Annotated in this window: 27 protein-coding genes; 18 read left to right on the forward strand and 9 right to left on the reverse strand. The window is 39.5% G+C overall.

Annotated features, from left to right (window positions below; translation table 11 throughout):
• Positions 1-5: 5 nt before the first annotated feature.
• The gene (locus BIZ36_RS10745; RefSeq protein ID WP_286174696.1) at positions 6-1454 is read right to left on the reverse strand and encodes a glycoside hydrolase family 32 protein; all 1449 of its coding nucleotides are present in this window, start codon (positions 1452-1454) and stop codon (positions 6-8) included.
• Between the two features lie 187 nt (positions 1455-1641).
• Between BIZ36_RS10745 and BIZ36_RS10750 the strand changes: the two genes are divergently transcribed.
• The 4 genes from BIZ36_RS10750 (at position 1642) to BIZ36_RS10765 (ending at position 4406) form a co-directional block, all read left to right on the forward strand.
• Positions 1642-2154, forward strand: a complete 513-nt coding sequence (locus BIZ36_RS10750; protein WP_187457907.1) for a rhodanese-like domain-containing protein — start codon at positions 1642-1644, stop codon at positions 2152-2154.
• A gap of 86 nt (positions 2155-2240) precedes the next feature.
• Positions 2241-2858: a TIGR04282 family arsenosugar biosynthesis glycosyltransferase gene (locus BIZ36_RS10755; protein WP_187457908.1), complete on the forward strand. Its 618-nt coding sequence runs from the start codon at positions 2241-2243 to the stop codon at positions 2856-2858.
• Complete coding sequence (locus BIZ36_RS10760; protein WP_187457909.1) at positions 2855-3670, forward strand: purine-nucleoside phosphorylase; 816 nt, start codon at positions 2855-2857, stop codon at positions 3668-3670. The genes BIZ36_RS10755 and BIZ36_RS10760 overlap by 4 nt, the downstream gene beginning before the upstream one ends.
• A gap of 46 nt (positions 3671-3716) precedes the next feature.
• Entirely contained in the window at positions 3717-4406 is a 690-nt protein-coding gene (locus BIZ36_RS10765) for a TIGR04283 family arsenosugar biosynthesis glycosyltransferase (protein WP_187457910.1), read from the forward strand.
• Positions 4407-4408: 2 nt separating this feature from the next.
• Here the strand turns inward: BIZ36_RS10765 and BIZ36_RS10770 are convergent, their stop codons facing one another.
• Positions 4409-5461, reverse strand: coding sequence for an N-acetylmuramoyl-L-alanine amidase family protein (locus BIZ36_RS10770; RefSeq protein WP_187457911.1), 1053 nt, complete (start codon positions 5459-5461; stop codon positions 4409-4411).
• A gap of 247 nt (positions 5462-5708) precedes the next feature.
• Between BIZ36_RS10770 and BIZ36_RS10775 the strand changes: the two genes are divergently transcribed.
• Positions 5709-6509, forward strand: coding sequence for a DUF6503 family protein (locus BIZ36_RS10775; RefSeq protein ID WP_187457912.1), 801 nt, complete (start codon positions 5709-5711; stop codon positions 6507-6509).
• Between the two features lie 10 nt (positions 6510-6519).
• Positions 6520-7050: a peptide deformylase gene (gene def / locus BIZ36_RS10780; RefSeq protein WP_187457913.1), complete on the forward strand. Its 531-nt coding sequence runs from the start codon at positions 6520-6522 to the stop codon at positions 7048-7050.
• Positions 7051-7053: 3 nt separating this feature from the next.
• Here the strand turns inward: def and BIZ36_RS10785 are convergent, their stop codons facing one another.
• From BIZ36_RS10785 to BIZ36_RS10815, 7 genes are all read right to left on the reverse strand, one after another.
• Complete coding sequence (locus tag BIZ36_RS10785) at positions 7054-8319, reverse strand: BamA/TamA family outer membrane protein (protein WP_187457914.1); 1266 nt, start codon at positions 8317-8319, stop codon at positions 7054-7056.
• A gap of 51 nt (positions 8320-8370) precedes the next feature.
• Positions 8371-9117 (reverse strand): hypothetical protein, encoded by a 747-nt coding sequence (locus BIZ36_RS10790; protein ID WP_187457915.1) that lies wholly within the window; start codon positions 9115-9117, stop codon positions 8371-8373.
• Complete coding sequence (locus tag BIZ36_RS10795) at positions 9095-10105, reverse strand: glycoside hydrolase family 113 (RefSeq protein ID WP_187457916.1); 1011 nt, start codon at positions 10103-10105, stop codon at positions 9095-9097. Before BIZ36_RS10795 ends, BIZ36_RS10790 begins: the two co-directional genes overlap by 23 nt.
• A 47-nt stretch (positions 10106-10152) precedes the next feature.
• Positions 10153-11100: a hypothetical protein gene (locus tag BIZ36_RS10800; protein ID WP_187457917.1), complete on the reverse strand. Its 948-nt coding sequence runs from the start codon at positions 11098-11100 to the stop codon at positions 10153-10155.
• 24 nt (positions 11101-11124) lie between these two features.
• Positions 11125-11841: a DUF547 domain-containing protein gene (locus BIZ36_RS10805; protein ID WP_187457918.1), complete on the reverse strand. Its 717-nt coding sequence runs from the start codon at positions 11839-11841 to the stop codon at positions 11125-11127.
• 130 nt (positions 11842-11971) lie between these two features.
• Positions 11972-12277, reverse strand: coding sequence for a hypothetical protein (locus BIZ36_RS10810; RefSeq protein WP_187457919.1), 306 nt, complete (start codon positions 12275-12277; stop codon positions 11972-11974).
• A 35-nt stretch (positions 12278-12312) separates the two neighbouring features.
• Positions 12313-12915: a hypothetical protein gene (locus tag BIZ36_RS10815; RefSeq protein ID WP_187457920.1), complete on the reverse strand. Its 603-nt coding sequence runs from the start codon at positions 12913-12915 to the stop codon at positions 12313-12315.
• 302 nt (positions 12916-13217) lie between these two features.
• Between BIZ36_RS10815 and BIZ36_RS10820 the strand changes: the two genes are divergently transcribed.
• The 12 genes from BIZ36_RS10820 to BIZ36_RS10875 all read left to right on the forward strand — a co-directional run bounded on the left by BIZ36_RS10820 (position 13218) and on the right by BIZ36_RS10875 (position 26704).
• Positions 13218-14570: an NAD(P)/FAD-dependent oxidoreductase gene (locus BIZ36_RS10820; RefSeq protein WP_187457921.1), complete on the forward strand. Its 1353-nt coding sequence runs from the start codon at positions 13218-13220 to the stop codon at positions 14568-14570.
• Between the two features lie 24 nt (positions 14571-14594).
• Positions 14595-16193: a 4Fe-4S binding protein gene (locus BIZ36_RS10825; protein WP_187457922.1), complete on the forward strand. Its 1599-nt coding sequence runs from the start codon at positions 14595-14597 to the stop codon at positions 16191-16193.
• Positions 16194-16195: 2 nt separating this feature from the next.
• Positions 16196-16684: a toxin-antitoxin system YwqK family antitoxin gene (locus BIZ36_RS10830; protein ID WP_187457923.1), complete on the forward strand. Its 489-nt coding sequence runs from the start codon at positions 16196-16198 to the stop codon at positions 16682-16684.
• Positions 16684-17394 carry a glycosyltransferase family 2 protein gene (locus tag BIZ36_RS10835; RefSeq protein ID WP_187457924.1) on the forward strand — a complete coding sequence of 237 codons (711 nt, stop codon included), beginning with the start codon at positions 16684-16686 and terminating at the stop codon, positions 17392-17394. The genes BIZ36_RS10830 and BIZ36_RS10835 overlap by 1 nt, the downstream gene beginning before the upstream one ends.
• Before the next feature lie 4 nt (positions 17395-17398).
• Complete coding sequence (locus BIZ36_RS10840) at positions 17399-18883, forward strand: cellulose synthase family protein (RefSeq protein WP_187457925.1); 1485 nt, start codon at positions 17399-17401, stop codon at positions 18881-18883.
• A gap of 88 nt (positions 18884-18971) precedes the next feature.
• On the forward strand, positions 18972-20333 hold the full coding sequence (locus BIZ36_RS10845) for an MptA/MptB family glycosyltransferase (RefSeq protein ID WP_187457926.1): 1362 nt from the start codon (positions 18972-18974) through the stop codon (positions 20331-20333).
• Positions 20334-20639: 306 nt separating this feature from the next.
• Positions 20640-21242, forward strand: a complete 603-nt coding sequence (locus BIZ36_RS10850; RefSeq protein WP_187457927.1) for a GNAT family N-acetyltransferase — start codon at positions 20640-20642, stop codon at positions 21240-21242.
• A 14-nt stretch (positions 21243-21256) separates the two neighbouring features.
• The gene (gene argG, locus BIZ36_RS10855; protein ID WP_187457928.1) at positions 21257-22447 is read left to right on the forward strand and encodes an argininosuccinate synthase; all 1191 of its coding nucleotides are present in this window, start codon (positions 21257-21259) and stop codon (positions 22445-22447) included.
• Complete coding sequence (gene argC, locus BIZ36_RS10860) at positions 22440-23414, forward strand: N-acetyl-gamma-glutamyl-phosphate reductase (RefSeq protein WP_187457929.1); 975 nt, start codon at positions 22440-22442, stop codon at positions 23412-23414. The genes argG and argC overlap by 8 nt, the downstream gene beginning before the upstream one ends.
• A gap of 150 nt (positions 23415-23564) precedes the next feature.
• Positions 23565-24365, forward strand: coding sequence for a pyrroline-5-carboxylate reductase (gene proC, locus BIZ36_RS10865; protein ID WP_187457930.1), 801 nt, complete (start codon positions 23565-23567; stop codon positions 24363-24365).
• An 18-nt stretch (positions 24366-24383) separates the two neighbouring features.
• Complete coding sequence (locus BIZ36_RS10870) at positions 24384-25511, forward strand: aspartate aminotransferase family protein (protein WP_187457931.1); 1128 nt, start codon at positions 24384-24386, stop codon at positions 25509-25511.
• Entirely contained in the window at positions 25508-26704 is a 1197-nt protein-coding gene (locus BIZ36_RS10875) for a glutamate-5-semialdehyde dehydrogenase (RefSeq protein WP_187457932.1), read from the forward strand. Before BIZ36_RS10870 ends, BIZ36_RS10875 begins: the two co-directional genes overlap by 4 nt.
• The last annotated feature ends 23 nt before the right edge of the window (positions 26705-26727 follow it).

Below are 26727 nucleotides of genomic sequence, written 5' to 3' on the forward strand. Positions count from 1 at the left end.
GTAGTTTACCAAATCCTCTCAACAGCGCTTATTTCCAAGTCGTTGATTTCTAAGGTTTCATTGGATTCGTTTTTAATCACCAGCCGATTATATAAGTCATTGGGAAAAATTTGCGCGGTCATCACGTATTGTCCTTTGTTTAAAAAAACCTCGATGGAAGACCAATCAACCACTATTTTCACTTCAAAAGGATCTTCTGGCAAATCAACAACAGGCATTTTTTGGATGATTGTACCGAAATTCTCTTGAAAATCAACTTTTCCAGACTTGGACCTATCAATCATAAAATTGCCATCGGCATCAAAACCAAATTCAACCACTTCCCCTTTTTTATTACCAAGCTCCAGCAGAAATTCTGTTGAATTGGTCATAAAACTTATTTCAGATTGCCCTAACTTTTTGTTTTTGATTATTTCACTTCTTTTAGCAGCAACCTCCAGAGCTAATTTTTCGCTATTCTCAACATAGTTACCAAAAGATTTTACCGGGTAATTATATACCAAATAATCGTTCTTTATACCCTTCCGTAGACTCAGCTTTCTAGGCAAGGTCATGGCACTTCTCCAAGTTTTGGTAGGGGTTACTTGGGCATACATCCAGTTGCTCATCCATCCAATAAAAATCTTGTCATCATTAGGAGAATTACTATAGGTTACTCCTGCATAATTATCCGTTCCCCAATCTACCCATAAGTGTTCTTTCTGCTCTGTTGTAAAGGTTTTCCCATCAAATTCTCCAACAAAATACTGTGTACCGCTTCCTTGGTTGGGTGCCCCTGGATTTATACTAATAAGTAGCACCCATTTTTCCTCTTCACTCCCGTCCACCTTCATTTTAACTAAATCAGGACATTCCCAAACTCCGCCATGCGCCCCTTTATCCTTTCCAAAAGTTCCGGTGAGAGTCCACTCCTTTAAGTTAGATGAACTAAAAAACTGTGCGTGATCACCCGCTACTAAGGTCATAATCCATTGCCCCGTTTCCTCATGCCACATTACCTTTGGGTCTCTAAAATCCCTGATACCATCATTTGGAATTACCGGATTGCCATCATATTTCACCCAAGACTTTCCATCATCAGTACTATAGGCGATACCTTGGGTTTGAAATGTATTTCTCCCTTCTTTTTCACCAACAGGATCGTGATACGTAAAAATGGCCACCAATGGAGCCTCTCCTTTCTTTCCAAATCCAGAGGTATTGTCCTTATCAACCACGGCACTCCCGGAAAAAATGTATCCCAAGTCATCAGGGTACAAACCAATTGGTTGATGTTCCCATTTTATCAGATCCTTACTAATTGCATGCCCCCAATGCATTGGGCCCCAAACCGTACTATCCGGGTAATATTGATAGAAGAGGTGATAATCACCCTTATGGTAAACCATTCCGTTGGGGTCGTTCATCCACATATTTTCAGGTGAAAAATGGAATTGAGGCCTATATTTCTCCATGTAATATGAACTTACATTTTTAGGCTTATCAACTAATTCCTTTTTTTCCTTCTTACATGAGGAAACACAAATACAAAAAAGAAAGACCGAAAAAATTAAAGTTCTAGCATCCATAGTTTTGTTTGTCAAATGTCCTGTAAAAAAATTGCCCTTCTAAAGTACTATCTTTACTTTTTAAATGGAACTAATGAAGCGATATTTACTTTTTTCTATTTTCATTTTAGTCTGCCTCAACGTATATGGTCAATCTAAAATTGACAAGGCCTTAAAAAGATGGAATAAGGAATCTGTACCCTATATTAAAGTTGAAGAATTAAAGAATAATACTTCTGCCGTACTGCTGGATACAAGAAAACGTGAGGAATTTGAAGTGAGTCATTTTGAGAATGCCATTTGGGTGGGGCACAACGACTTTCAAATTGACCAGGTTACAGAAAAAATCGTGAGCAAAGACCAAGAAATTGTGGTGTATTGTTCTATTGGGGTGCGATCGGAAAATATTGGAGAGAAGTTAATGAAGGCCGGATACACCAACGTACGAAATCTTTATGGAGGTATCTTCCAATGGAAAAATGACGGACTACCGGTATTTGACCAAAATGGAATTGAAACCCAAAAGGTACATGCATTTAATAAACAATGGGGCAAACTTTTAAAAAAAGGCGAAAAAGTCTTCGATGCGGCAACCGTAAGTAATTAACCATTGCTACTACTAAAACATAACCGGCATTTGGCCATACTAATGAATTCCTACAACAATTTATGTTGAATAGTTAAACTACTGATTTGAACACCAATAACTTACTGCTCATATTTACCCGAAATCCTGAACTAGGAAAGTGCAAAACTCGCTTGGCCGCTACCATTGGAGACCAAGCTGCTCTTAATATTTATAATTTTTTACTGGAGCACACCCATAACATTACCCACAAGCTTGCCTGTTATAAGCAAGTTTGGTATTCTGAGGATATTTGGGAAAATGATATATGGGATGCCACTTTCTTTGAAAAAAAATTACAGAAAGGTGAAACGTTAGGAGATAGAATGGCCCTTGCTTTTAAAAAGGGGTTTGCGGCAGGTTTTCATCGTATTGTCGTTATTGGGAGCGATATGTTCCATCTTGCGGCCAAAGATATTGACGATGCTTTTAATCATCTACTGGATAACGACTATGTTATTGGACCTGCCGAGGATGGCGGGTATTACTTGTTAGGAATGAACACCTACAATGAAGATATTTTTAAGAACAAGCAATGGGGAACCGATACTGTATTACAGAGCACCCTAAAAGATATTACCAATGACAGCTGCGTACTTCTAGAAGAACGGAATGATATAGATTTGTATGACGATATTAAGGATATAGATGCCTTTCAACCATTTTTAAAAAATCATAAGGAATGACACAAAAACAACTGGATGAATCTACCGCATATTTACAATCCAAGGGATTTGAGGCACCGGAAATAGGAATTGTTCTCGGTACAGGCCTAGGTAAGTTGGCCAACGAGATAGATGATGCCATTGAGGCCCATTACAACCATATTCCATTTTTTCCATTGGCAACCGTTGAATTCCATTCCGGTAAACTGATATACGGAACCCTTCAAAATAAAAAAGTAGTGGTCATGCAGGGCAGATTTCACCTTTATGAAGGCTATGATTTTTTAGATATTACCTACCCAATTAGGGTAATGCATCAACTTGGCATCAAGAAATTGTTTATTTCCAATGCAGCTGGAGCCATCAACCTAGATTACAGCAAGGGGGAACTTATGCTTATAGATGACCATATCAACCTTCAAGGAGGTTCGCCACTTGCCTTTAAAGGGGTTAGTAAATATGGAGACCGCTTTGTGGATATGGCGGAACCCTATGATGTGGACATGAAGGAAAAACTCCAGAAGATTGCAAAATCTGAAGGAATTGTTCTTAGATCTGGCGTCTATGCATCCGTGGTGGGCCCTCAACTGGAAACTAAAGCTGAATACCGAATGCTTAAGATTATAGGTGCCGATGCCGTTGGAATGAGCACAGTTCCCGAAGTAATTGTAGCCAACCATCTAAAACTACCTGTGGTGGCAGTTTCCGTACTAACGGATGAGTGCGACCCGAATAATTTAGCACCTGTAAATGTGCAGGAAATAATTGAGGTAGCTGGGAAGGCAGAGCCCAAAATGGTAAAATTGTTCCGAAGACTTATTGAAGAAATATAGCTATCTATTGCAGGCCATTTCATTTATATAAACCCTTGGCAACTAGTTGGAAATATCTATAATCATTCCTGTTTTAAACGAGGAAAAATACCTCGGCATTCTTTTAAACCATCTAAAAGAGTATACCGGGCAATCCTATGTCAAGGAAATTATTGTGGTTGATGGAGGCAGTACAGACCTGACCAAGAATGTAGCCTCCCAATATGAGGTGAAAATTCTGGACTCAGAAAAAGGTCGGGCCAAACAAATGAACTTGGGGGCCCAAAACGCTTCCGGAGCTATTTTATACTTCTTACATGCAGACACCCTTCCTCCTCCAGATTTTCCCACTAGAATCAAGGAAGCAATTTGCACAAAAACTGATTGTGGTTGTTTTCGAATGAAATTTGACCAAAGTAGCCCTATTCTTTCATTCTTTGCGTGGTTTACCAAATTGAACTTTCTGATCTGCCGTGGAGGGGACCAAACCCTATTCATAACTAAAGGTCTTTTTGAACAGCTGGATGGTTTTAATGAAGAGTTTATAATTTATGAGGACACCGAATTTATTTCCAGACTCTACAAAACCGGAAAGTTTCAGGTTTTAAATGCTTACGCCATCACCTCAGCGAGAAAATACCGACAAATAGGTATTGGAAGATTACAATACCATTTTGGCATTATACATTTGAAGAGGTTGTTGGGAGCTACACCAGAGGAACTATATCAGTATTACCAACAAAAAATCGCTCTTTAGGCCTATTTCTCGTAGTCAAGCAAAACTCCTTCAGAAATCCATTTGGCCAATGCCTGTCTATTATCCGGGTCCAAAATTCGGCGTTGGTCCTTCTTGTTTCGAATATTTCCAATCTCGATAAATGTCATGGCCGGATGTGTTTTTTTAACCATATATAACGATGAGCGATCCTCAAATGTTCCAGAATACACCCTGTTTGGCTGAAACTTCTCGTACTTTTTTTGAAAGGTAGTATGTATACTTTCAGATAGCTTTCTACCATTCTTGCTCTTTTCATGATGATAGAAAAAAACATCTATGTTTTGACCAATACTTCTACTGTCCACATGGGTAACGATGAGGCGTTGGTACTTTCCTTTATGTTCTTTATAAAGGTTATTCACTATATCTACCCGTTGCTTTAATCTATTCAATTGATTTAGGGGGATTATTTTATTGGGATAAGCCACCTCGTCACGATCAATTTCCAATACACGTTCATCACGTATACCATCATTTTCATCCCTTATAATGATATATACCATTGCTCCATGTGAAATCAATTCCTTTGCTAACCGTAAGGTAATATCATAGGCATACTCATCCTCAGCAATCATTTTACCTCCATAATTGGCCATAGCTCCGGGATCTGGTCCTCCATGCCCAGAAACCAAATAGTAGACCGTATTATTGAGTCGGTTACTCTTATTGACCACCAAGGAGTGCTTCTTACCAAAAATGGCGTATTCAGTCCCTTCAACCTTTTTTACTTCTTTGGAGGCATCCTCTAATTCCCCAACCACCTCAACAGCTTCAGCTCCTGGGGTAGGTATAAGATATTTCCTGCCCGCATATAAATGCACACTGTCCCTTAGATTATCAACGTTCATGGCGATAAAATCATCATAATGATCATAAGGGTCTACCCCTTGTTTACGCAACAATGACAGAATGCCATCCCCTTTTTTGGCCACAACGGTTGTTAGGGTATCTTGAGCCGCCATCATATTCACCATCATAAATGGGATAAGAAACAGTGGCCTATGAAATATAGCTATGGAGAGAAATCGATTCATTTTCAGGGTTTACCGTGATTTCAAGATCAAAAACAATGCCTAAAGTGTACTACAATACAAAATTATACATCCCGCCGTTAAATCTAAAAGCTTCCCTAAAATTTAGTTAACTATTTCATCAACAGGTATTTTTTAGAAATCTTTAGGGACATTTAATAATAGAATGGGATTGAACTATATTTTTCCATGAGTTTAATGTGTATGAAAACGCATATTTGAACGACTGACCCTAACCTAATACCGACTAATGGCTTATAAAACAATTCAAATCACTCTTCTACTAGGTTTTTTATTTTTTTCATGTAAAACCGATAGTAAATACACCTCCAAAAAAAAGGATACGAATATTTCCAAAATGGATGGCAGCACTATTTTAAGTAAGGCAGATAATCTGATAGTACAAGCCATAGACAAACACGGAGGTAAAAAGTACGATCAAGCGTATTACGGATTTACCTTTAGAGAAAAGGAATATACCTTTAAAAATGATGGTCCGCGGTTTATATACACCGTGAAAGAGGAAAAAGACGGAAACACCATAACCGATTCCCTGACCAACAATGGATTGGTGCGATATATCGGTTCCCGAAAAACGCAGTTAAGCGACAAGGACATTTTCAAATACAGCGAAGCCCTTAATTCAGTCATCTATTTCGCCACATTACCTTCCAAACTAAAGGACTCAGCGGTTAAAAGCACTTATTTGGGAGCGACCACCATCAAAAATGAACCCTATGAAATGGTTCAGGTAACTTTTGAGCAGCGGGGAGGTGGGGTAGATTTTGAAGACGTTTTTCTTTATTGGATACACTCCAAAAAGAAAACCATGGATTACCTGGCCTACGAATACCATACGAATGATGGCGGTGTACGTTTTAGAAGCGCATACAATACCAGAAATGTAGACGGAATTATTTTTCAGGATTATATTAATTATAAGGCCCCTTTAAAAACACCCCTAAATGAACTTTCTTCTATGTATGAAAAAGGGCAACTGAAGGAGCTCTCAAAAATAGAAACCAAAGATGTAGTAAATTTAGGTTCCTAAGAAGAAAGAAATGACCACGCTTGAAGTACTTAAAATGGGCAACCCAGGCCTAAGAACGGTTTGCAAAAAGGTAGTTGAGACAGACATTTGCTCAGATGAATTTCAAACGTTCCTTAAGGAAATGGTAAACACCATGCGCGAGAAGAACGGAGTGGGCATAGCGGCTCCGCAAGTAGGGGTATTAAAAAGGGTTTTTGCAATGGAGGTAACAGATAACTCCAGATATCCTGGTAGAGAATCTTATCCTTTGGTTACCATCATTAATCCGGAAATTAGAATTCTCTCCAATGACACTTTGGACAGTTGGGAAGGATGCCTTTCCATTCCGGGAATACGTGGACAATTAAAACGGGCAGAACATATTGAGCTTAGTGGCGTGGATTCTCGTGGAAATCTCTACAGGGAACAACTAACAGGTTTTCCGGCCATTGTGGCGCAACATGAGATGGATCATCTTAACGGTATTCTGTTTATTGACCGAATGACCGATTTAAAGACCTTAAGCTTTGAAGCGGAATTTGATCAATTCTGGAACAAGTAGTCATCAGAAATATTGACCAATCCCAAAAACAATTCCATTAGAAGCATCTTTGGTTATACCATAGCCATAATCAATTCTAAAGATTGCATTAAAAATACGCTTATGCATTAAGCGAAGGCCTACCCCGGGATAGACACGTAAATTTTCAGAATCCGTAAAATCACCAAAATCGCCACCAGGGTTTCTCCAAGTACCTGCATCCACAAAAAAGTTTCCCTGTAACACAAACCAGTTGACATCGATTAGGGTATGCCTATATTCCGTATTTAGGACAATGGCCGCCGTACCCCGGTCAATTCGGTTTCCAACCCCTCTCATGTTGAGATTATTGTCTACGGTAAAGGGTGCAAACGGGGTTTCAATATTGCTCGCCAGACCCAATCTGGCCCTACTGGCCCAATTTCCCCTATCTCCCCATCTTTCATAATAGACAAAATCATTAAAACCAATTAAAAACTCCGGTAGGTTATTATCCGTACTTCCTACATATTGAAAGTTGAGACTGCTTTTAAACCCCTTCAAGTATTGGTAATGGTACCTAACATTGTCATACTGATAAATGAGTTTCAGCAAATGTTTGTCTACATTTAATTCCTGCGGTACATTTGGATTGGTGGCTCCGGATAAATATTGGTAATCCTCCGTAAAGAAACTCCCCCCTAATTCAATTCTATTTTTAAAGTTGAACTCATGAAGGCCCATCACCTCAATCCCTTTATTTCCATATTTATAATTTGCAGTAGCATTATCAAAGAAAACGGGTTCTTGGGTAGAAAAGTCGTTATAAGCCACAGCAACGCCCCACTTAGGACCAAAAAGGTGAGGTGCTCGTAGTGACAGACCGTAAGAATTGAAGATATCGTGTTGATAGAAGGCCCCTACCGTAATATTTCTTCCAAAAGTATTGAATTCCTGAACCCCTATCCTAAAGGCAAATTTATCATTGGAGGAAGCAAAAAGATTGGCGAAGGGTATTAACGTAAAGTTCTCCTCTACCTTGTAAATGACCATATAACCGTCATCCTTTGTTTGTTCCACCTTAAAAGTGGTATTGGAAATAGATGGAAGCCTGATGAGTCGCGTTACGTCATCCTGTATAAGAAGCGAATCTAAGTAAGTTCCAGAATCGACTTTTAGAAGGTTTCTCAAAAAGGTGGTTTTGGTCCTTTTATTGCCTTCTATCTTAACGGTGTCAACAACATGTTCTTGGGCCCAAAGGCCAGAACAGAAACTATACAGAATTAAAAAAGGTACAAATCTTAAAGCCATACTCCCTTTCAACTAAGATAGGGCATAAGAGCAAAATTCCCCTCCTTAATTTTATTTATTTACAATGAAAGAAACTTCGGAAAATTGATTTACCCAATTGTCTTCACTTACTGATAATAAGGTGAAATTATAAGAGGAGTTCTCCTTCAATGCCGATGGTGTTCCCTTGGTAATATTAAGCACCACATTTTCCAGTTCATAAAACTGAAACAGTTTCTCGTACGTATAAGTTCCGGAAATAAGATCTCTATCGGCATTTGAAATGACCTGAAAATATATGGCCGAATCTGTGTAGGCACCATCTTCCCAAGTGAATTGAGGCATTTGAGGCATTTCGGAATCAATACGGATATTCTCTGGAAGATACTCCGTTGGTTTGGTTTTATGCTTTATTCTAATTGGGTTGGAAACATGGGTCTTCCCCGCTTCCTCAAAAGTGACCACCACCCATTTTTCTTCCATAAAGGCCACTTCAAACTTTGCTAAATATCCATTAAAAACATCGGCAACCGCTAAATGTAATTCGTAATAATTACTAAAATCATTCTTGTCTGCCGTGGCATTTTCAGTTTCAAAATACCTAAAATTGGTTGCACCCTCCCGAGGATAGAAAAATACACTCACCATGTCATCATTTTCATTGCTGGCGGCACAGGCAATAACATTTTCCAGAACCACGGAATCCCCATTTAAGGATTCTTGTAAATTGGACTCCCGATTGTCCATATCCGTTGAACAGGAAACTAAAACAAGAACAAAAAAGATAGAAATCAGACTATTTCTGTTGATATTCCCCATAAAATGATTTGATCACATTTTGTGCCGGCTTGTTTTGCGGCGTAAATCTATTGTCAGTGGCACCTCCGGATTCTTTATGATTTATGAACCATTTCCAAACGTACCCCCCAGCGAACCATTCTTCTGGCCAAAACTCCTCAAAAATAGCGGTGGTAGCATTGGCTTGCCCCTCCATATTCACGGGGTTTTCGTGACGGTCTACCAACCACGGTTTCCAAGCGGTTTGATGAGTGCTCCTATAACCAAATTCCGTAAAAAGCACAGGGCGTTCCATTTCTTCAGCTAAAGCTTTAATTTCAGGTTTGTGTCTCTGCCATCCTTCCCTACATTGGGCAACGGTTGGTGTTTCATGCTCACATAATGGAAAATAGGCGTCTATACCAATAAAATCCAATTCCTTCCAGAATGGGGTTCTCTTATATTCATCCCAATTGGCTGCATAAGTGAGTTTACCCTTGTATACATTCTTGATTTTTGGAATTAGCTTGGACCAAAAATCCGACCTGATGGTCACAAACTTTTCCAGCTCCGTTCCTATGCAAAAGATATCTACTTCTGCTTCGGCAGCTAGTTCCGCATAATTGAGGATAAACCGTTCGTAAGATTCCTCAAAAACCTGCCAGTCTTTCTCCGATTCCAATTCAAAAGAACCGGTAAACAATCCTCTCCAAATCCAAATTTGAGGCTTCAACATTACTTTGACCCCATTTTTATGCAGCATTTCAATATACTGCTTGGCTCCTTTACGGGTTTCGCCATGCCACTGCCGATCGGTATCGAAAATAATTTCAGGTTCTTCCGCATTCCTTATAAACCCAAAGGGCATAATGGCCGCATGGTTGGCATGGATATTCAGCACTTCTTGCACATGGGATTGTGCCACCTCTTCCCTAGAGGCCACAAAACTGATCCCGTTGATTTTTTCAGCACTTTGGCTGGAACACGAAAACTGCAAAAAGCATAGAAATAATAGGCCAAGTAGTCTCATAAACCTTAAATCAAGGCCCCTAAAATACAGTATTTCTAATTACTTGCTTAAAATAACGCTCTTAAGCCAAAACTATAGGTCTCTCCCAAGCCTTGAAAACTATGCCCTCTCACAAAATTGTTATAGGAAACCTCAACATTAAGAGCCTTGGTCAGTTGATATTTCCCACCAAACCCCAAAGCCGTATAATTCTGAGAAAAATTATTACCATTAGCATCCGGATTATCATATCCTATAAAAAATGACTGCTGGGCATTGATAAAAACGGTAGATTTATCCGAAGGAAAATAGCTTAGAAAAACACTCAGGGGAACCACCATACTATTATTGGCAAATCGTTCGCCAATATTATCTTCCGAGGCATTGGCAGAGGCCCTCTTTTCTCCAAAATTGAAGCCCAAATCGGCTTCTGTAAATAATTGCCATTTATTGTTGCCAAATGTTTTGTCGTAAAAGAACTTGGTTTCCCAAAAATAACTTCGTTTGTCCAAGTAAGGAGCACTGGCGACATCTTTAAAAACCGGAATGAAAACAGAGCTTGTAAAGGAGAAATTTCCAATATTGGCAAATGGTTGCACTCTAATGGAAGGGGCAATAGTGGTTAGACCACTACGCGCATCCGTTTCATTGTCCTCAAATTTAAAAGCCTCCAAGGCTTTAGCCCCATTGTAGGTATTGGCCCTTACCTGAAAGACAAAACCAACATTAATTCTTGAACTATTGCTTATCCCAGTATAAATTTCGGTGGTATTTGTAAAAAAGGTTTGCCGTGGTATATCTACTTTTTCACTACCCTCTAAAGTTTGTTTTGTCTGCGTATACAGACCATTGAAAAACTTAATATCCCATTGTCCTTTTTTTAAAAGTTTGGAGGGTGTATAGGTTTGAATATTGCTTTTAGGCTGCCTATCACCATTTTCATCTTCTTGCGAATAGGCAATAAGACACCCCAACAAAATAATGGGGACCAAGATTTTGTTAAGATTATTTTTCATACAACTTTGGTTTATTTGGAATATTTAATTTGTTTTATTCAACGTCCAGTCATACGGATAGTAGGACAACTTGGCATTTTTAGGCAATTTTTCCGTTCTATAGCTGTCTATAAACCCTTGCAGGGTTTGACCATCCCTGGTAAAATCTTCCGTGTACCATTCAAATATTTGGGAAATTTTGACCTTGTTTTTATTGATTCGGATAAACGCTTCGTCATTTAAGGCCCTCTCAGTTTGCTTTTGCAGTTGTTGCTCCAAGTTTTGGGGGGTATAGGCATTTGCAATTATGGGCGGACATCCTAAACCGGCACAGACCAAAACAAAATGGAACCTGGGCTCGTTTGGAAATTTGGCACGTAATAAAACATTCTCAATCTCATTTAAGGTACGTTTTTGGCCTCCCACCTCATGTATGGTCTCATCAAAAAACCCATTAATATCCAAGGGGGACTTAACCGGATAGTTTTCTACAATACCCGCTATCACCAATAAATTGTATGTATTGATCCAAAAGGATTTATATTCCTTTGGATTTTCAACGCCTACCCTAACTTCCTTGGCCAGATTTAATATCTCTTTTAAATCTGTGGTATTGCGTTTAATATTCTGATAGTCCACCCTACCCTCTTTTACATGTGCTTGAAAAAAGGCGTTGGACCTATGAAAAAATTGATCCAAAGTACCTTGACCATAATTGGAGAAGGAAATACTCATCAGAAGAAAAAGAATAAAGTTTTTCATATGTATTGGTTTAGTTTTCAATGGGTCGTAACATTTTTCGCAATCTTACCTGTGAACAGGACAATTCGACCAAAGGAGGGAAAAAGCCCTTGTATCACAAACAAATACAAGGGCACAGCATCAACTAACACTATTGAGCCATTCTCATAGGGGAAAGCGTACTAAAAGAGTATGTAAACCCTACATTGAAAAAGTTGGTATCCCCAATATTTCTACCATTTAAGACTGTTCCGTAGCCTGCACTCAACCCTAATCCCGAGACCACAGGAACATAGGCAGAAAACCCAAAACGAGTATAGTCTACTTTTGTTTCAGGGAAATTACCTGCAAAACCTGGCCCCATGATATCTACCCCATCAGAAGAAGTAGATTGATGGTCCAACCAAGCTTCTCCATAAAATTTAGCAGATGCATATCCTAATTTAAAGCTTCCCAAAAAGCCATTGGGGACATCATAATCTACTCCATTGTTTACGTTAAAATCATCATCGGTCTTTCCTCTAAGACTATAACCGAGAACAACGGTCGTAAAAAATCCTTTGTTAAAAATAAATGTCCGCCTAGGTGTAAATTCGTTTTAAAGGCCCCATTACCGATAGCGAGAATACTGTTGGATTCATATCCAGTTGGAATATCAAAACCAAGGGCGGTAATTCCATCCAATCGGCCTCCTGCAAAAGAAGCACTAAAAGGCCTGTATTTTGCCGCTATGGAAAAATCCTGAAAGCCAGATTCCTCTGTATTTCCACTTATTGGGTCAGGAGCACCCTCACCCTTAGCTGAAATGTATGGGGCATTGACAATTACTGTAAAGGAATCGCTCAATCCATATTTCCCATAAAGACCAAAAATATTTTGGGTTATTTTCTCATGAGCAGGAACAGGCCCTGTTTTTTCTTCGCCAACATAAAATTCATCATAGGAAGTTCCGGTATATGAGGCCGTAATGGATATATCTCCCTTTGGGCTGTAGAATCCGTCAATAAGGCCCTGGGCATTTAGAGATGGAGTCAAAATCACCATTGCTATAATTGGGACAATACCTACTAAAAAATTTGCTTTCTGTTTTTTCATCTTCAAGATTTAAGGGGTTAGAATTAAGTTTTGAAAATGATTCTTAGTGAGTTGTGAAGATTTTATAAAGTCTACCTATGGTCTCATATAGGTCAGAAATTCCTTAAAAAAGTAATCTTCTTTGCTATAGCATATACGACCCTAAATTTTCATTTTCACAGCAAATAAAAACGTAACTTATCACAATTCTATAACAGAAAACACACAATTATATCCTTATTTAAAAAATCTACAAATTAGATTTCTGTGGTAAGATTTTGAATTGTTTCCGACTCAAACCAAATAAAATACATCAAATAGCGATGGAGAAAATAGTCATTATAGGAAATGGTATTGCCGGGGTTACGGCAGCCAGACACATTAGAAAGTTATCGGACAAAGAAATTACAATCATTTCTGCCGAGACGGATTATTTCTTCTCTAGAACAGCTTTGATGTACGTCTATATGGGACACATGAAATTTGAACATACCCAACCTTATGAAAATTGGTTTTGGAAGAAAAACAGAATCAATCTTATAAAAGGGTATGTGGAAAAAGTGAATCCAAAAGAACAATTGCTACAACTGCAAAATGGACAAGAAATACCCTATGATCAATTGATCTTAGCAACGGGATCGAAACCCAATAAATTCGGATGGCCAGGGCAAGATTTAAAAGGTGTTCAAGGATTGGTATCCAAACAGGATTTAGATGCTCTGGAGGCAAACGCCCCTAATAACAAAGTGTGTAAAAGGGCGGTGGTAGTCGGGGGAGGCCTTATAGGCATCGAACTATGCGAAATGCTTCGTTCAAGAGAAATACCTGTCACCTTTATTGTTAGGGAAAGCAGTTTTTGGAACGGTGTTTTACCCAACGGCGAATCGCAATTGATCAATGAACATATTAAAGAGCATCATATCGACCTTCGGTTGGGCATGAACCTAGGTGAAATACATGGCGACGAAAACGGAAAGGTCGAAGCCATCACTATTAAAGAGACCGGCGAGGTTATCGATTGTCAGATGGTAGGTCTTACCGCAGGTGTTACCCCCAATATCAATTTCCTTAAAGATTCTGGAATTGAATTGGGCAAGGGCATCAAAGTGAACAGATTTTTAGAGACCAATTTCCCGAATATTTTTGCGATCGGTGACTGTGCCGAACAGCATGAAGCTATTGGAAACCGCAGACCTATAGAGGCAGTTTGGTATACCGGTAGAATGATGGGCGAAACTGTTGCCCAAACCATTTGCGGAAATAAGACCAAATACAATCCCGGTCACTGGTTCAACTCCGCCAAGTTTTTAGATGTAGAGTACCAAACCTATGGTTGGGTATTTAGTGAACGTAATAAAAAAGAGTATGAAAAGCACTTTCATTGGCGGCATCCAGAAGAAAAAGTATGCATTACCATGGCCTACCACGCCGACACCGGTAAATTTTTGGGTTTAAATACCTTTGGCATAAGAATGCGTCATGAAGTATTTGACCGTTGGCTGACCGAAGAGTGTAGTGCGGACTATGTATTAGAACACCTAAAGGATGCCAATTTTGACCCTGAGTTCTACAAAGCTTACGAAAATCTTATCGTAGCTAAATATAATACCGACACAGGAAGTCACATCCAAACCAAGAAAAAGAGCTGGAAAAGAATTTTAAGCCTTGGCGCCTAAAACCAAACACTTACAAATTGCATTATGAACAATACAGCAGATAGAAGTATGGCCTTAACAGGCGAACCTCCAAAGGCCCTGAACTTACAACAGAAACTTGCCACCCTATTCGGTATGACCGGAATGGGTATCTTGGTTCTAGCTCTTATGAATATCAATTTCGAGAACCGAGCCCTTTGGCTTACCCTTTCATTACTGGCGATTAGCGGAGGTATTGTTTGGTTCTCCTATGCCGCATATGCGAATACACAACCTGGCATTAAAAACGACGGGGTTATGTTCAAATCCATTTCAAGTCGTGGTTTTTGGGGCTGGATTGCAGGTATTGCGCTCACAGGTTTTTACATTGTACTTTATTTTTATCCACAGTACTTGGGCCTTACAAAAGAGGGAGATAACACCGGCCTTATTGCTCTTTTTGACCCCTTGAGCAAATTATTGAGTGGCAACCCTGCCAGCCAATGGTTTGTTTATGGCACGCTTTACACGGTGGCCATTCTTGCATTCGGAATCAAGTTTTTGTACAAGTACCGCCATAACGCCTATGAAAGGCTGCGCACCATTAGCGTTATGTTCTTTCAGACCGCTTTCGCTTTTTTGATTCCTGAATTAATGGCAAGACTAAATGGAGAAGGCTTTTCCCTACCCTATTACGATCTAAAGAATATTTGGCCCCTTAATTATTATAATTTTGAACGCTATCGGGTGAATAGTTTTATCGATGCAGGCGATATTGGCCTGGCACTATTGATTTTTGGAATTCTTTCCATCTTTGTCATCACACCCATTCTCACCTATAAGTACGGGAAACGTTGGTATTGCTCATGGGTTTGTGGCTGCGGCGGATTAGCAGAAACGGCAGGAGACTCCTTTAGGCAACTAAGTGATAAAAGTCTTTTTGCTTGGCGGGTCGAAAGGTGGGTCGTACACAGTGTAGTAGTGTTCGTAACCCTTATGACCACGGCCGTAATTTATTCCTACCTAGGTAACGACACCAGCAAATACTGGTTAACAAAAACAACTTTCTTAATAGGTGTAGCCACTTTTTTAACGGCCATTTTCGCTTGGGTGATGATATACAAAAGAGAGCAACTGAAAAAAGATGCCACCTACGGGGCTATTGGTTATTTTGTAATCATAATTGCCTTAATCGGTATACATTTTTTCAGTGGAGATGGCAATGTGTTTCTATTTAAATCTGAAGCCTTGAGAAAAACCTATTCCTTTTTAATAGGAAGTATTTTTTCGGGTGTGATCGGAACCGGATTCTATCCCATTTTTGGAAATAGGGTATGGTGCCGCTTTGGTTGTCCCATGGCCGCCATCCTGGGCTTTCAACAACGCCTTTTTTCAAAATTTAGAATAACCACCAATGGTGGACAATGTATATCATGCGGTAATTGTTCCACCTATTGTGAAATGGGTATTGATGTTAGAGCCTACGCACAAAAAGGACAAAATATCGTTCGCTCCAGTTGTGTGGGCTGCGGTATCTGTTCTGCGGTGTGCCCTCGTGGCGTGCTTAAATTGGAGAATGGCCCTGCCAAAGGTAGAATCAACAGCCAAGATGTTCTTTTGGGCAATGATGTTGACCTAATGCAATTGGTAAATGAAAATAAATAATCATGTTTAAGAAGGTTTTATTTATTGGGATATCGTTTTTCCTGGTTTGTTCATTTCAGAGTTCTTCTGACGCCATCTACACCAGAACCTTTTTTGCTTCGGGAGAAATAAAATCGGAAGGCTGGTCGTCAAATGGTTTAAAAACCAATTATTGGAAAAACTATTTCCAGAATGGAAAAATAGCTTCAGAAGGTCATTATGAAAACAATAAAAAAACCAAATATTGGAAGTTTTTTAATGAGGACGGGCAATTAGTAAAGGAAGGTCACTACGCAGAAGGAAAGAAATATAAATGGTGGTTATTCTATGATCAAGCCGGGCATATCAATCACAAATGCCAATTAATGAACGGTAAGAAGAACGGCTACTGTTTAAAATACAAGAACCAAAAACTAACGTCCGCGGAAAAATACAAGAACGGCCAAAAAATTAAGGAATGGTTTAGCTTTGCCAGCTTCAAAAGGGACAACAATCTTGCAGATTTAAATTAATGGATCACAATTTTCAAAATCCACCGGACATAAAAGTAATTATACCTGCTTTTAATGAAGCAGAATCAATCCAAGAGGTGATAAAAGAAATTCCGGAAATAGTTTCCGAAGTTATTGTGGTAAACAACAACTCTTCGGATAAAACAGAAGCCAATGCTAAAGCTGCAGGCGCTACCGTTTTATCGGAAAAAAGAAAGGGGTATGGTTATGCTTGCTTAAAAGGAATGGATTATGTGGCGTCGCAATCCAAAACACCCGATATTATCGTATTTCTCGACGGAGACTATTCAGACTATCCAGAGGAATTGACTAAATTGGTGGAACCCATATTATTACAAAATTTAGACTTTGTAATTGGAGCACGAGTTAAACGACTTAGAGAAGAAGGAAGCATGACTCCACAGCAAATTTTTGGTAATTGGCTGGCTACATTTTTAATGAAATTGCTTTTTGGGGCAACATTTACCGATTTAGGTCCGTTTAGGGCTATAACTTACCCTAAGTTATTGTCTTTGAACATGGAAGACAAAACTTATGGTTGGACAGTGGAAATGCAGCTAAAGGCACTTAAAAAGAAATTGGCATATACCGAAGTACCAGTACGTTACAAAAAAAGAATTGGTGTCTCTAAAGTATCAGGAACCGTAAAAGGTAGTATATTTGCGGGCATAAAAATATTAGGTTGGATTTTCAAATACAGCATAAAATAAGTCTATGGGATTAGTCATCTCTTATATCATCTTAGCCATCTATAGCGTTGCGCTTTTATTGATATTTTTCTACAGCTTGGCACAATTGAATCTACTGGTCAACTATTTGGGCCACAAGAGACAAAACCAGACGGCTCCAAAATTCAATCTCCTAGATGCAAAGGAAATTCCGCATGTTACCATACAACTTCCCGTGTATAACGAAGAGTATGTTATGGGTAGACTTTTGGAAAATATTTCAAAAATTGAATACCCAAAAAGTAAACTTGAAATTCAAGTACTCGATGATTCTACAGACGAATCGGTGGTAGAAACCGCTGCCAAGGTAGAGGAGCTTAAAAAATCGGGACTTGATATAAAGCATATTAGAAGAACCAACAGAAAGGGCTTCAAAGCAGGTGCTTTAAAAGAAGGACTGGAAATTGCCAAAGGAGAATTCATTGCCATTTTTGATGCCGATTTTATGCCTTCTGGCGACTGGCTTAAAAAAACGGTCATTTATTTTAAAGATCCCGAAATTGGCGTGGTCCAAACTCGTTGGGGGCATATTAACCGTGAGTACTCAACCCTTACAAGAATTCAAGCTTTTGCCTTGGACGCCCACTTTACTTTGGAGCAAGTAGGCAGGAATGCTAAAGGCCATTTTATCAACTTCAACGGTACCGCCGGTATTTGGAGAAAAGAATGCATACTTGATGCCGGTAACTGGGAAGGTGATACCTTGACCGAAGACCTTGATTTGAGCTACCGCGCGCAATTGAAAAATTGGAAATTCAAGTATCTGGAAGATGTAGAAACTCCTGCAGAACTTCCTGTGGTTATCAGTGCAGCTCGTTCGCAACAGTTCCGCTGGAACAAAGGCGGTGCGGAAAATTTCAGAAAATCCGTCATGAGCGTCATTAGCGCCAAAAACATTTCGTTCAAGACCAAATTTCATGGTGTCATGCACTTATTAAACAGTTCAATGTTCCTATGTGTGTTCTTGGTTTCTATATTGAGTATCCCTGCAATGTACATTAAAGCACTATATCCGCAATTCGATATTGTTTTTAACCTTTTGAGCTTTTTCGTACTTAGTACTATAATCTTATTTATTTGTTATTGGTTTACCTACAAAAGCATACAGGGCAGTAGCTTTGATAATTTTGTAGACTACATCAAGCTATTCTTTACCTTTTTCTCCGTTGCATTGGGCTTTTCATTGCATAATTCCATTGCTGTTTTAGAAGGCCATATTGGCAAGAGAAGTGAATTTGTGCGTACCCCAAAATTCAATTTGAACAACCTAACGGATTCATGGAAAGGCAATAAATACCTAACCAAAAAGCTCTCTCCTAACATGATTTTTGAGGCCTTGTTAATGTGCTATTTCCTATTTGGCATGTACAGTGCCATTCCGTTAAATGATTTTGGTTTGTTTCCATTTCACTTCATGTTATTCCTTGGTTTCGGTTTTGTTTTTACCAAGTCTTTGACGGCCAGAGCTTAATTGCAAAAGATTTAGGGTGCTAAAAAATTTGATAAGCAATTTCATCTATTTTTAGTATTTTTTCGGTTGCAACCAAACTCAGCTTTTGATGTCCAACCCTTTAATACGATACTGGAAACTACATAAGATACCCATCTTGCTTGCTTTGCTAAGCTGCATTTTCTATTATGTTTTTGCCTATCAATTAATTCGAACGGATTTTGTAAAGCTCATTACTCTTTTTGCAGCTTTATTCTTTATATGCCTAAGGTTGGTTCGCTTTGAAAAATGGAACCTTAGGTTTTTGGCCGTCTGTGGGGTTATTTTCCGCTTGATTTTTTTAATGTCAGAACCCAATCTTTCGCAAGACTATTTTCGTTTCATTTGGGATGGCCATCTCGTTTCACAATTTCAAAACCCTTACCTGTTATCACCGGATGTTCTAATAGAACAGAGCTCAAAACTTATTCCCAATGCAGAACTACTCCATCAAAATATGGGAGACTTGAGTGCCAAACATTACAGCAACTACCCACCGGTGAATCAGTTGTTTTTTGCTCTTGCCGCATTTTTTGGAGGACAGAGTATTTTCAATTCCATTTTGTTCATGCGCCTAAGTATTATTTTGGCGGATTTGGGTATTCTCTACTTCGGAAGAAAATTATTAAAGAACCTTAACCAATCACCTCACCTGATATTTTGGTACTTTCTAAATCCTTTGGTGATTATTGAACTCACGGGAAATTTACATTTTGAAGGAGTTATGCTCTTCTTTTTTGTATGGGCCTTGTATCTGATTTCTATAAAGAAGTGGATGGTAGCCGCCCTACCGTACGCCTTTTCGATATGTGTAAAATTGGTTCCCTTACTTTTTCTGCCACTTTTCCTTAAATATTTCGGCATAAAGAAAAGTGCCCTATTCTATACACTGATCGTAATGATATGTATTCTGTTGTTCATTCCGTTTTATTCAAGCGAATTCATCAGCAACTATAGTGAAACCGTAGGATTATGGTTTTCTAACTTTGAATTCAACGCCGGTATTTATAATCTTGTCAAGTATACGGCCGTTCAATTGGACGCCAAACCATGGGAGCTTATTAAAACCTACGGCACCATTACCCAGGTTCTTACGGTTCTAGTGATTTTAGCCCTAACGTTTCTCCGTAAAAACGAAAAACTTCCTGTATTGGCCGGTTCAATGCTATGGGCATTGAGTTTCTATTACTTTATAACTCCCACGGTTCACCCTTGGTACATCATTTTTCCCGTTCTGCTATGTTTATTTACCGAATACCGATTCCCCATAATTTGGTCAGCAGCGGCAACTCTTAGTTATTTCGCGTATTCCATGGCTGATTTTCAGGAAAATATGTGGTTATTGACCCTTGAATATTTTTGCGTATTTGGATTTATGCTTTACGAGATTGTTAAATTAGGTAAGCTCAAATTAATTTTTCGTAATAATTAATACAGAATTGTTGTGTTTTAAATGTAAACATGTACATTTGAATCACGATGAAAGTACCACAAGACATATTTATTCAAATGAGCAGTAGTGCTCCGGTACGTCCGTTTCGCATCCGTCGTCGCCCGTAAGGGTGCATTTCTATCATGGGATTAGGTGAGTCCATTCCCGCAACTTCAACAAATATTTTTTTTCAATTTAACTGCCAGATATAGATTTTGGTTGTAAGCCTATTTATTTTCCCCCAAGGAATAAGCCTGTAACCCTAACCAATAAATAAAAACCAATGGCGACAAATAGTACTCTAAAATGGAAATCGATTTGAAAGACAAAATAGAAACTGTAGAAGAGCGTGCCTCAACATTTTGTGAGGAAAACGGCATAGAGGTCGTTTTTACCCACGAAATGTCTACGGAACAAATGGAAGAGATTTCAAAAAGAACGGAGAAATATCCAAACATGTACAACGCCAGTTTACAAACTTTGGAAAACAGACTCAAGAACGGGTGCTTTCTATTGATGAAAGACGAGCAAATACTGGGGCACATTTTTGCGCACAAGCACGTGGTAGACAAATATGCTGTTTTTGAACGGTCCTCTTTATGGGTGCATCCAGATTACCGGACCCATAATCTAGGTTTCTTACTAATGCATAACCTTACGGCCAAATACACCTCTGACTTTGTAATCTCCATTGCGCAGGAACCAAGGGTACACCACAACAATGAACTTTTGGGCATGAAAAGGATTCCATTGTCAGAACTATCTCCTGTATTGATAGAAGCGTTGGAAAAACTTGGGAAATTAAGGGACGAAGTAAAATACAGGTATTACGTAAATCCCCATTTTGAAAAGAAAATTCATCAGTTCAATAAAATATTGAACAACCAGAAAAATAAAAATTTAAGTTAGAAAGCGATTATAAAATGAAGAAATTAGTTTTAGCCTACAGCGGCGGATTAGACACCTCTTATTGTGCCAAATACCTGTCAAAAGAAAAAGGATTTGATGTACATGCCGTAAGCGTAAACACCGGGGGATTCTCCAAAGAAGAAATTGCAGAAATTGAGAAAAAAGCATTGGAACTAGGGGCAAGCTCCTATGTTTCCATTGATGCAGTGGAGACCTTTTATACCAAAGTGGTAAAATACCTCATCTTTGGCAATGTACTTAAAAACAACACTTATCCACTTTCCGTAAGTGCCGAAAGGATTGTACAGGCTATTGAAATCGTTCACTACGCTAAAAAAATAGGCGCCAATTATATTGCCCATGGTAGTACGGGTGCCGGAAACGATCAGGTGAGATTTGATATGATTTTCCAAATCATTGCCCCGGAAATTGAAATTATCACTCCCATTAGGGACAACAAACTGGCGAGGGAAGAAGAAATTAAGTACCTACAAGAGAACGGTGTTGACTATTCATGGGAAAAAGCCAAATACTCTATCAATAGGGGACTTTGGGGCACATCTGTTGGTGGCGAAGAGACCCTAACTTCAGAAAAGCCCTTACCTGACTCAGCTTATCCTAGTCAATTACAGGAAAAAGAGCCTCAAGAAGTAAAATTGACCTTTGAAAAAGGCGAATTGGTGGCTATAGATGGAGAAAAAGATTCTCCCGTCAACAATATCATAAAATTAGATGCCATGGCCAGTAAATTTGCCATTGGCCGTGATATACACGTTGGCGATACCATTATAGGAATAAAAGGTAGAGTTGGATTTGAAGCTCCTGCATCGCTCATCATTATCAAAGCCCACCATTTGTTGGAAAAGCACACCTTGACCAAATGGCAACAGTTTCAGAAAGAACAGCAGGGCAATTTCTATGGCATGCTCTTACATGAAGGAAATTATTTGGATGCTGTTATGAGAAACATCGAAGTTTTCTTGACGGACACCCAAAAAACTGTTTCAGGAGATGTATTTGTTGGGTTGTACCCCTTTCAATTTAGACTAAGCGGAATTTCTTCTAAACACGACCTCATGAATGCCTCCTTTGGCAGCTACGGGGAAATGAACAAAGGTTGGTCTGCAGATGATGCCAAGGGCTTCATTAAAATCCTTTCCAACTCGGGCAAAATTTATAACCACGTAAACCCAAGTGATGATTAAGGCAGGAATAATTGGTGGTTCGGGGTATACGGGTGGTGAATTGATCAGAATACTTTTGAACCATCCGCAAGCGGAAATCGATTTTGTTTTCAGCACGACCAGAGCAGGTAAAAAACTGACCACTGCGCACCCAGACCTCTTGGGAACTACCGATATGGAATTCACCGGAAAAGTAAATCCTGAGGTGGATGTAGTTTTTCTTTGTTTGGGACATGGTAATTCTGGGCGATTTCTAGAAGATCATCAATTTTCAGGTAATACCAAGATTGTTGATTTGAGCAATGAGTTCCGTTTGGAAAACGATTCGGTTTTTCAAGGCAACCAGTATGTTTATGGACTTCCGGAGTTAAGAAAAACAGAAATAGAAAAGGCAAATTACATTGCCAATCCCGGTTGCTTTGCAACGGCCATTCAATTGGCCTTGCTTCCTTTGGCAAAAGCAAGCAAACTACATAACGAAGTACATGTAAATGCAGTAACCGGAAGTACCGGTGCCGGAGTAAGTCCATCGTCAACTTCCCATTTTAGCTGGAGAAACAACAATGTAAGCTGGTACAAGCCTTTTACCCATCAGCATTTGGGTGAAATCAACGAAAGTTTACATTCCCTACAAAAGAACAGTGGAGAGTTGTTTTTCCTCCCTAATCGGGGAAATTTCACTCGGGGTATTTTGGCAACGGCCTATACAAAGTATGATGGCAGCCTTGAGGAAGCCATTGCCCTATATGAAGATTTTTATGCCGATGCACTTTTTACTCAAATTGCAGAAGAACCCATCAACCTAAAGCAGGTCGTGAACACCAACCAGTGTCACATTCATTTACATAAACACAACGATACGCTGTTGGTAACTTCGGCCATTGACAATTTGTTAAAAGGAGCTTCAGGACAGGCCGTTCAGAATATGAACTTATTGTTTGGGCAAGAAGAAGGTGCCGGATTGAACTTAAAGGCGGGAGTGTTTTAGGAGTTGTTAGGATGGAGTTAGGACGTAGGCAGTAGGACATAGGAAATAGGTCAAAATACTTAATCAGCTAACCTTCAACTAATCCCTATCAACGAGCAACGAACAACCATTAACGAAGAAAGAGCAACCATTAACGAAGAAAGAGCAGCCATGAAAATAGCCATTATAGGGGTAGGTAATTTGGGGCTATCCATAGCCAAAGGAATACTGAATTCCAAAGGAACCACCAGTTTGTATTTGACCAAACGCAACTTGGATGAAATTAGGGAATATGACGCCCATGATATTGTAAGTCTAACCACGGATAACCGAGAAGCGGTAAAAAATTCGGACATTCTAATTTTGGCGGTTCAGCCCAGTCAGCTAGAAGACCTATTGAATGGTTTTAAGGATTTGCTGACCGAAGACCACGTGATCATTTCCACCATTACAGGCTATAGCATTGAGAACATGGAAGAAATCTTAGGCAGCAACCACCACATCATCAGGAGCATGCCCAACACCGCCATTTCCGTGGGCCAGTCAATGACCTGTATTTGCAGCAATAAAAAAGGAGAAGCAAAATTGGAATTGGCAAAATCTATTTTCAATCAAATGGGACACTCGATGGTCATCCCTGAAAATCAAATGCAAGCAGCTACGGTTATCTGTGCGAGCGGAATCGCTTTCTGGATGCGCTTGATACGTGCTACCACACAAGGCGCGATTCAACTGGGTTTTGATGCCAAGGAGGCACAAGAACTGGCCATGCATACCTGTAGCGGTGCCGCAAATTTACTGATCGAGTCCAGTAGTCACCCTGAGGAAGAAATTGACAAAGTAACGACTCCAAAAGGTTGTACTATTCAAGGTTTGAACGAGATGGAACATCAAGGATTAAGCTCCTCGCTTATTCAGGGAATTGTAGCCTCATACAATAAAATCAGCAGAATTAAAGAAAATCAGCTTTAGCCCAAATTAGGACAGAAAATGAAATTATTTGACGTATATCCACTTTACGATGTTACTCCGGTAAAGGCCGAGGGCATAGTAGTTACCGATGACAAAGGCATATCGTATCTCGATTTTTACGGAGGCCATGCGGTTATCTCTATTGGTCATTCGCACCCACATTATGTAAAGCGAATTAAAGACCAGTTAGATAAAATAGGTTTTTATAGCAACTCGGTTCAAAATCCGTTACAAGAAGAACTGGCTGGTAAATTAGGTAGGCTTTCCAATTGTAAAGATTACAATTTGTTTATGTGCAACTCTGGGGCCGAGGCCAATGAGAATGCACTAAAGCTTGCCTCTTTTCACACAGGTAAATCGCGAGTGGTTTCCTTTAAAAACAGTTTCCACGGAAGAACATCTGCGGCTGTAGCAGCTACCGATAACCCAAAAATCAATGCACCTATTAACCAACAACAGAAAGTCACCTTTTTAGATTTTGGTGATTTGGATGCCTTAGAGACTGAACTTTCAAAAGGCGATGTATGTGCGGTAATTTTAGAAGCCATTCAAGGGGTTGGGGGATTGGATGAACCTACCACTGATTTCTATCAAAAAATAGCGGAAGCCTGTAAGAACAATAAAGTAGTATTGATTGCCGATGAAGTTCAATGCGGCTTTGGGAGAAGCGGAAAATTTTTCGCCTTTCAACATCACGGTATTCAACCTGATATTATTTCCATTGCGAAGGGAATGGCCAATGGTTTTCCTGTAGGTGGTATTCTCATTCACGAAAAAATAGAGGCCTATTACGGTCTATTGGGTACCACTTTTGGCGGCAACCATTTGGCCTGTGCCGCAACTCTGGCAGTTTTGGAAGTTTTAGAAAACGAGAACCTTATATCTAACGCAGCCAAACTGGAGGACTATTTCAGGACGAAGGCTGCTGAAATTCCACAGGTAAAAAAAGTGAAGGGAAGAGGCTTAATGCTAGGGTTGGAATTTGATTTTGAAGTGGCCGAGTTAAGAAAAAAGCTGATTCACAACCAACACCTGTTCACAGGTGGCGCAAAAGACAAACATGTATTAAGGATACTTCCTGCCCTAAATATTTCAGAAGGTCATATAGACACCCTTTTTGAGGCTCTTAAAAAAGAACTGGCATGAACCTATTGTTAAGTTTAAAACAGCGAAATGCGGTACTCTTGAGTATGGCAAAATATCTTGATGAAGAAAGAGAGGCCATCCTTTTGGCCAACAAGCAAGATATGGAAGGTTATAAAGGTGGCGATTTGGCAATGCACGACCGATTAAAGGTAGACGAAGCTAAAATTGACGGAATGATCCTTTCGTTGAATCAATTGGCAAATGCCGAGGACCCCTTGGGTATTGAGCGTTTTAACTTCACCCATGAAAATGGCATGCGCGTAAGTAACAAAACAGCCCCCTTTGGCACCATATTGATTATTTATGAATCAAGACCGGATGTGACTATTGAAGCAGCTGGAATCGCTTTTAAATCAGGGAATAAAATTTTATTGAAAGGGGGTAAAGAATCGCTCAACAGCAATCTATTATTGGTTCAACTTTGGCACAAAGCCTTGGAAGCTAATGATACCACTAGAGAATGGGTTGGGTATTTAGAATTTAACCGTACCCAAACCCAAGAATTTTTGGAGAACCCAACGGAAAAGGTCGATTTGATTGTGCCTCGCGGTGGCGAAAAACTAATTGCTTTCGTTAAGCAACACGCCACCTGCCCCGTAATCGTAAGCGGAAGGGGAAACAACTTTGTATATGTAGATTCTGATGCGGATGTAGATATGGCAATTGATATTATCATCAATGCGAAAACGGCCAAGATTTCAGCCTGCAATGCCTTAGATAAGGTTTTAATAGCTTCCGGATTACCCGACAAACAAGAGTTTATTTCTTTATTGATTGAAAAATTAAAAGAACACAACGTCGAAATTATTGCCGATCAAGCTATTTCCGAATTTGAAGGAACCACTCCTATCATCGACCCAAAAGTTTGGTACGAAGAGTTCTTGGATTATAAAATTGTTCTCGGTCTGGCCGTAGACTTAGATGATGCCATTGAACGAATTAACAAATACAGCGGAGGGCATTCAGCTTCCATCATTACCACCAATGAGGAAAAAGCCGATTATTTTATGTCCCGAATTGACTGTGCAGCAGTTTATCACAATGCTTCCACCAGATTTACGGATGGAGGTCAGCTCGGTTTGGGTGGAGAATTGGCCATTAGTACGGACAAACTCCATCAACGTGGTCCGATAGGACTACAACATCTAGTGACGAATAAATGGTATGTAAAAGGCAGTGGACAGGTGAGGTGAGCTATTTTTTAGTTTACAGTTCT

This window comes from Cytophaga sp. FL35, assembly GCF_014349235.1.
In the GTDB taxonomy this organism is placed as follows: Bacteria; Bacteroidota; Bacteroidia; order Flavobacteriales; family Flavobacteriaceae; genus Euzebyella.

Bases quoted from the DNA above. Each gene is read 5' to 3' on its own strand.
- BIZ36_RS10745 (WP_286174696.1), bottom strand. From the start codon at position 1,454: ATGGAGAAATATAGGCCTCAATTCCATTTTTCACCTGAAAATATGTGG.
- BIZ36_RS10750 (WP_187457907.1), top strand. From the start codon at position 1,642: ATGAAGCGATATTTACTTTTTTCTATTTTCATTTTAGTCTGCCTCAAC.
- BIZ36_RS10760 (WP_187457909.1), top strand. From the start codon at position 2,855: ATGACACAAAAACAACTGGATGAATCTACCGCATATTTACAATCCAAG.
- BIZ36_RS10770 (WP_187457911.1), bottom strand. From the start codon at position 5,461: ATGAATCGATTTCTCTCCATAGCTATATTTCATAGGCCACTGTTTCTT.
- BIZ36_RS10775 (WP_187457912.1), top strand. From the start codon at position 5,709: ATGGCTTATAAAACAATTCAAATCACTCTTCTACTAGGTTTTTTATTT.
- def (WP_187457913.1), top strand. From the start codon at position 6,520: ATGACCACGCTTGAAGTACTTAAAATGGGCAACCCAGGCCTAAGAACG.
- BIZ36_RS10785 (WP_187457914.1), bottom strand. From the start codon at position 8,319: ATGGCTTTAAGATTTGTACCTTTTTTAATTCTGTATAGTTTCTGTTCT.
- BIZ36_RS10790 (WP_187457915.1), bottom strand. From the start codon at position 9,117: ATGGGGAATATCAACAGAAATAGTCTGATTTCTATCTTTTTTGTTCTT.
- BIZ36_RS10795 (WP_187457916.1), bottom strand. From the start codon at position 10,105: ATGAGACTACTTGGCCTATTATTTCTATGCTTTTTGCAGTTTTCGTGT.
- BIZ36_RS10800 (WP_187457917.1), bottom strand. From the start codon at position 11,100: ATGAAAAATAATCTTAACAAAATCTTGGTCCCCATTATTTTGTTGGGG.
- BIZ36_RS10805 (WP_187457918.1), bottom strand. From the start codon at position 11,841: ATGAAAAACTTTATTCTTTTTCTTCTGATGAGTATTTCCTTCTCCAAT.
- BIZ36_RS10815 (WP_187457920.1), bottom strand. From the start codon at position 12,915: ATGAAAAAACAGAAAGCAAATTTTTTAGTAGGTATTGTCCCAATTATA.
- BIZ36_RS10820 (WP_187457921.1), top strand. From the start codon at position 13,218: ATGGAGAAAATAGTCATTATAGGAAATGGTATTGCCGGGGTTACGGCA.
- BIZ36_RS10825 (WP_187457922.1), top strand. From the start codon at position 14,595: ATGAACAATACAGCAGATAGAAGTATGGCCTTAACAGGCGAACCTCCA.
- BIZ36_RS10830 (WP_187457923.1), top strand. From the start codon at position 16,196: ATGTTTAAGAAGGTTTTATTTATTGGGATATCGTTTTTCCTGGTTTGT.
- BIZ36_RS10835 (WP_187457924.1), top strand. From the start codon at position 16,684: ATGGATCACAATTTTCAAAATCCACCGGACATAAAAGTAATTATACCT.
- BIZ36_RS10840 (WP_187457925.1), top strand. From the start codon at position 17,399: ATGGGATTAGTCATCTCTTATATCATCTTAGCCATCTATAGCGTTGCG.
- BIZ36_RS10845 (WP_187457926.1), top strand. From the start codon at position 18,972: ATGTCCAACCCTTTAATACGATACTGGAAACTACATAAGATACCCATC.
- BIZ36_RS10850 (WP_187457927.1), top strand. From the start codon at position 20,640: ATGGAAATCGATTTGAAAGACAAAATAGAAACTGTAGAAGAGCGTGCC.
- argG (WP_187457928.1), top strand. From the start codon at position 21,257: ATGAAGAAATTAGTTTTAGCCTACAGCGGCGGATTAGACACCTCTTAT.
- argC (WP_187457929.1), top strand. From the start codon at position 22,440: ATGATTAAGGCAGGAATAATTGGTGGTTCGGGGTATACGGGTGGTGAA.
- proC (WP_187457930.1), top strand. From the start codon at position 23,565: ATGAAAATAGCCATTATAGGGGTAGGTAATTTGGGGCTATCCATAGCC.
- BIZ36_RS10870 (WP_187457931.1), top strand. From the start codon at position 24,384: ATGAAATTATTTGACGTATATCCACTTTACGATGTTACTCCGGTAAAG.
- BIZ36_RS10875 (WP_187457932.1), top strand. From the start codon at position 25,508: ATGAACCTATTGTTAAGTTTAAAACAGCGAAATGCGGTACTCTTGAGT.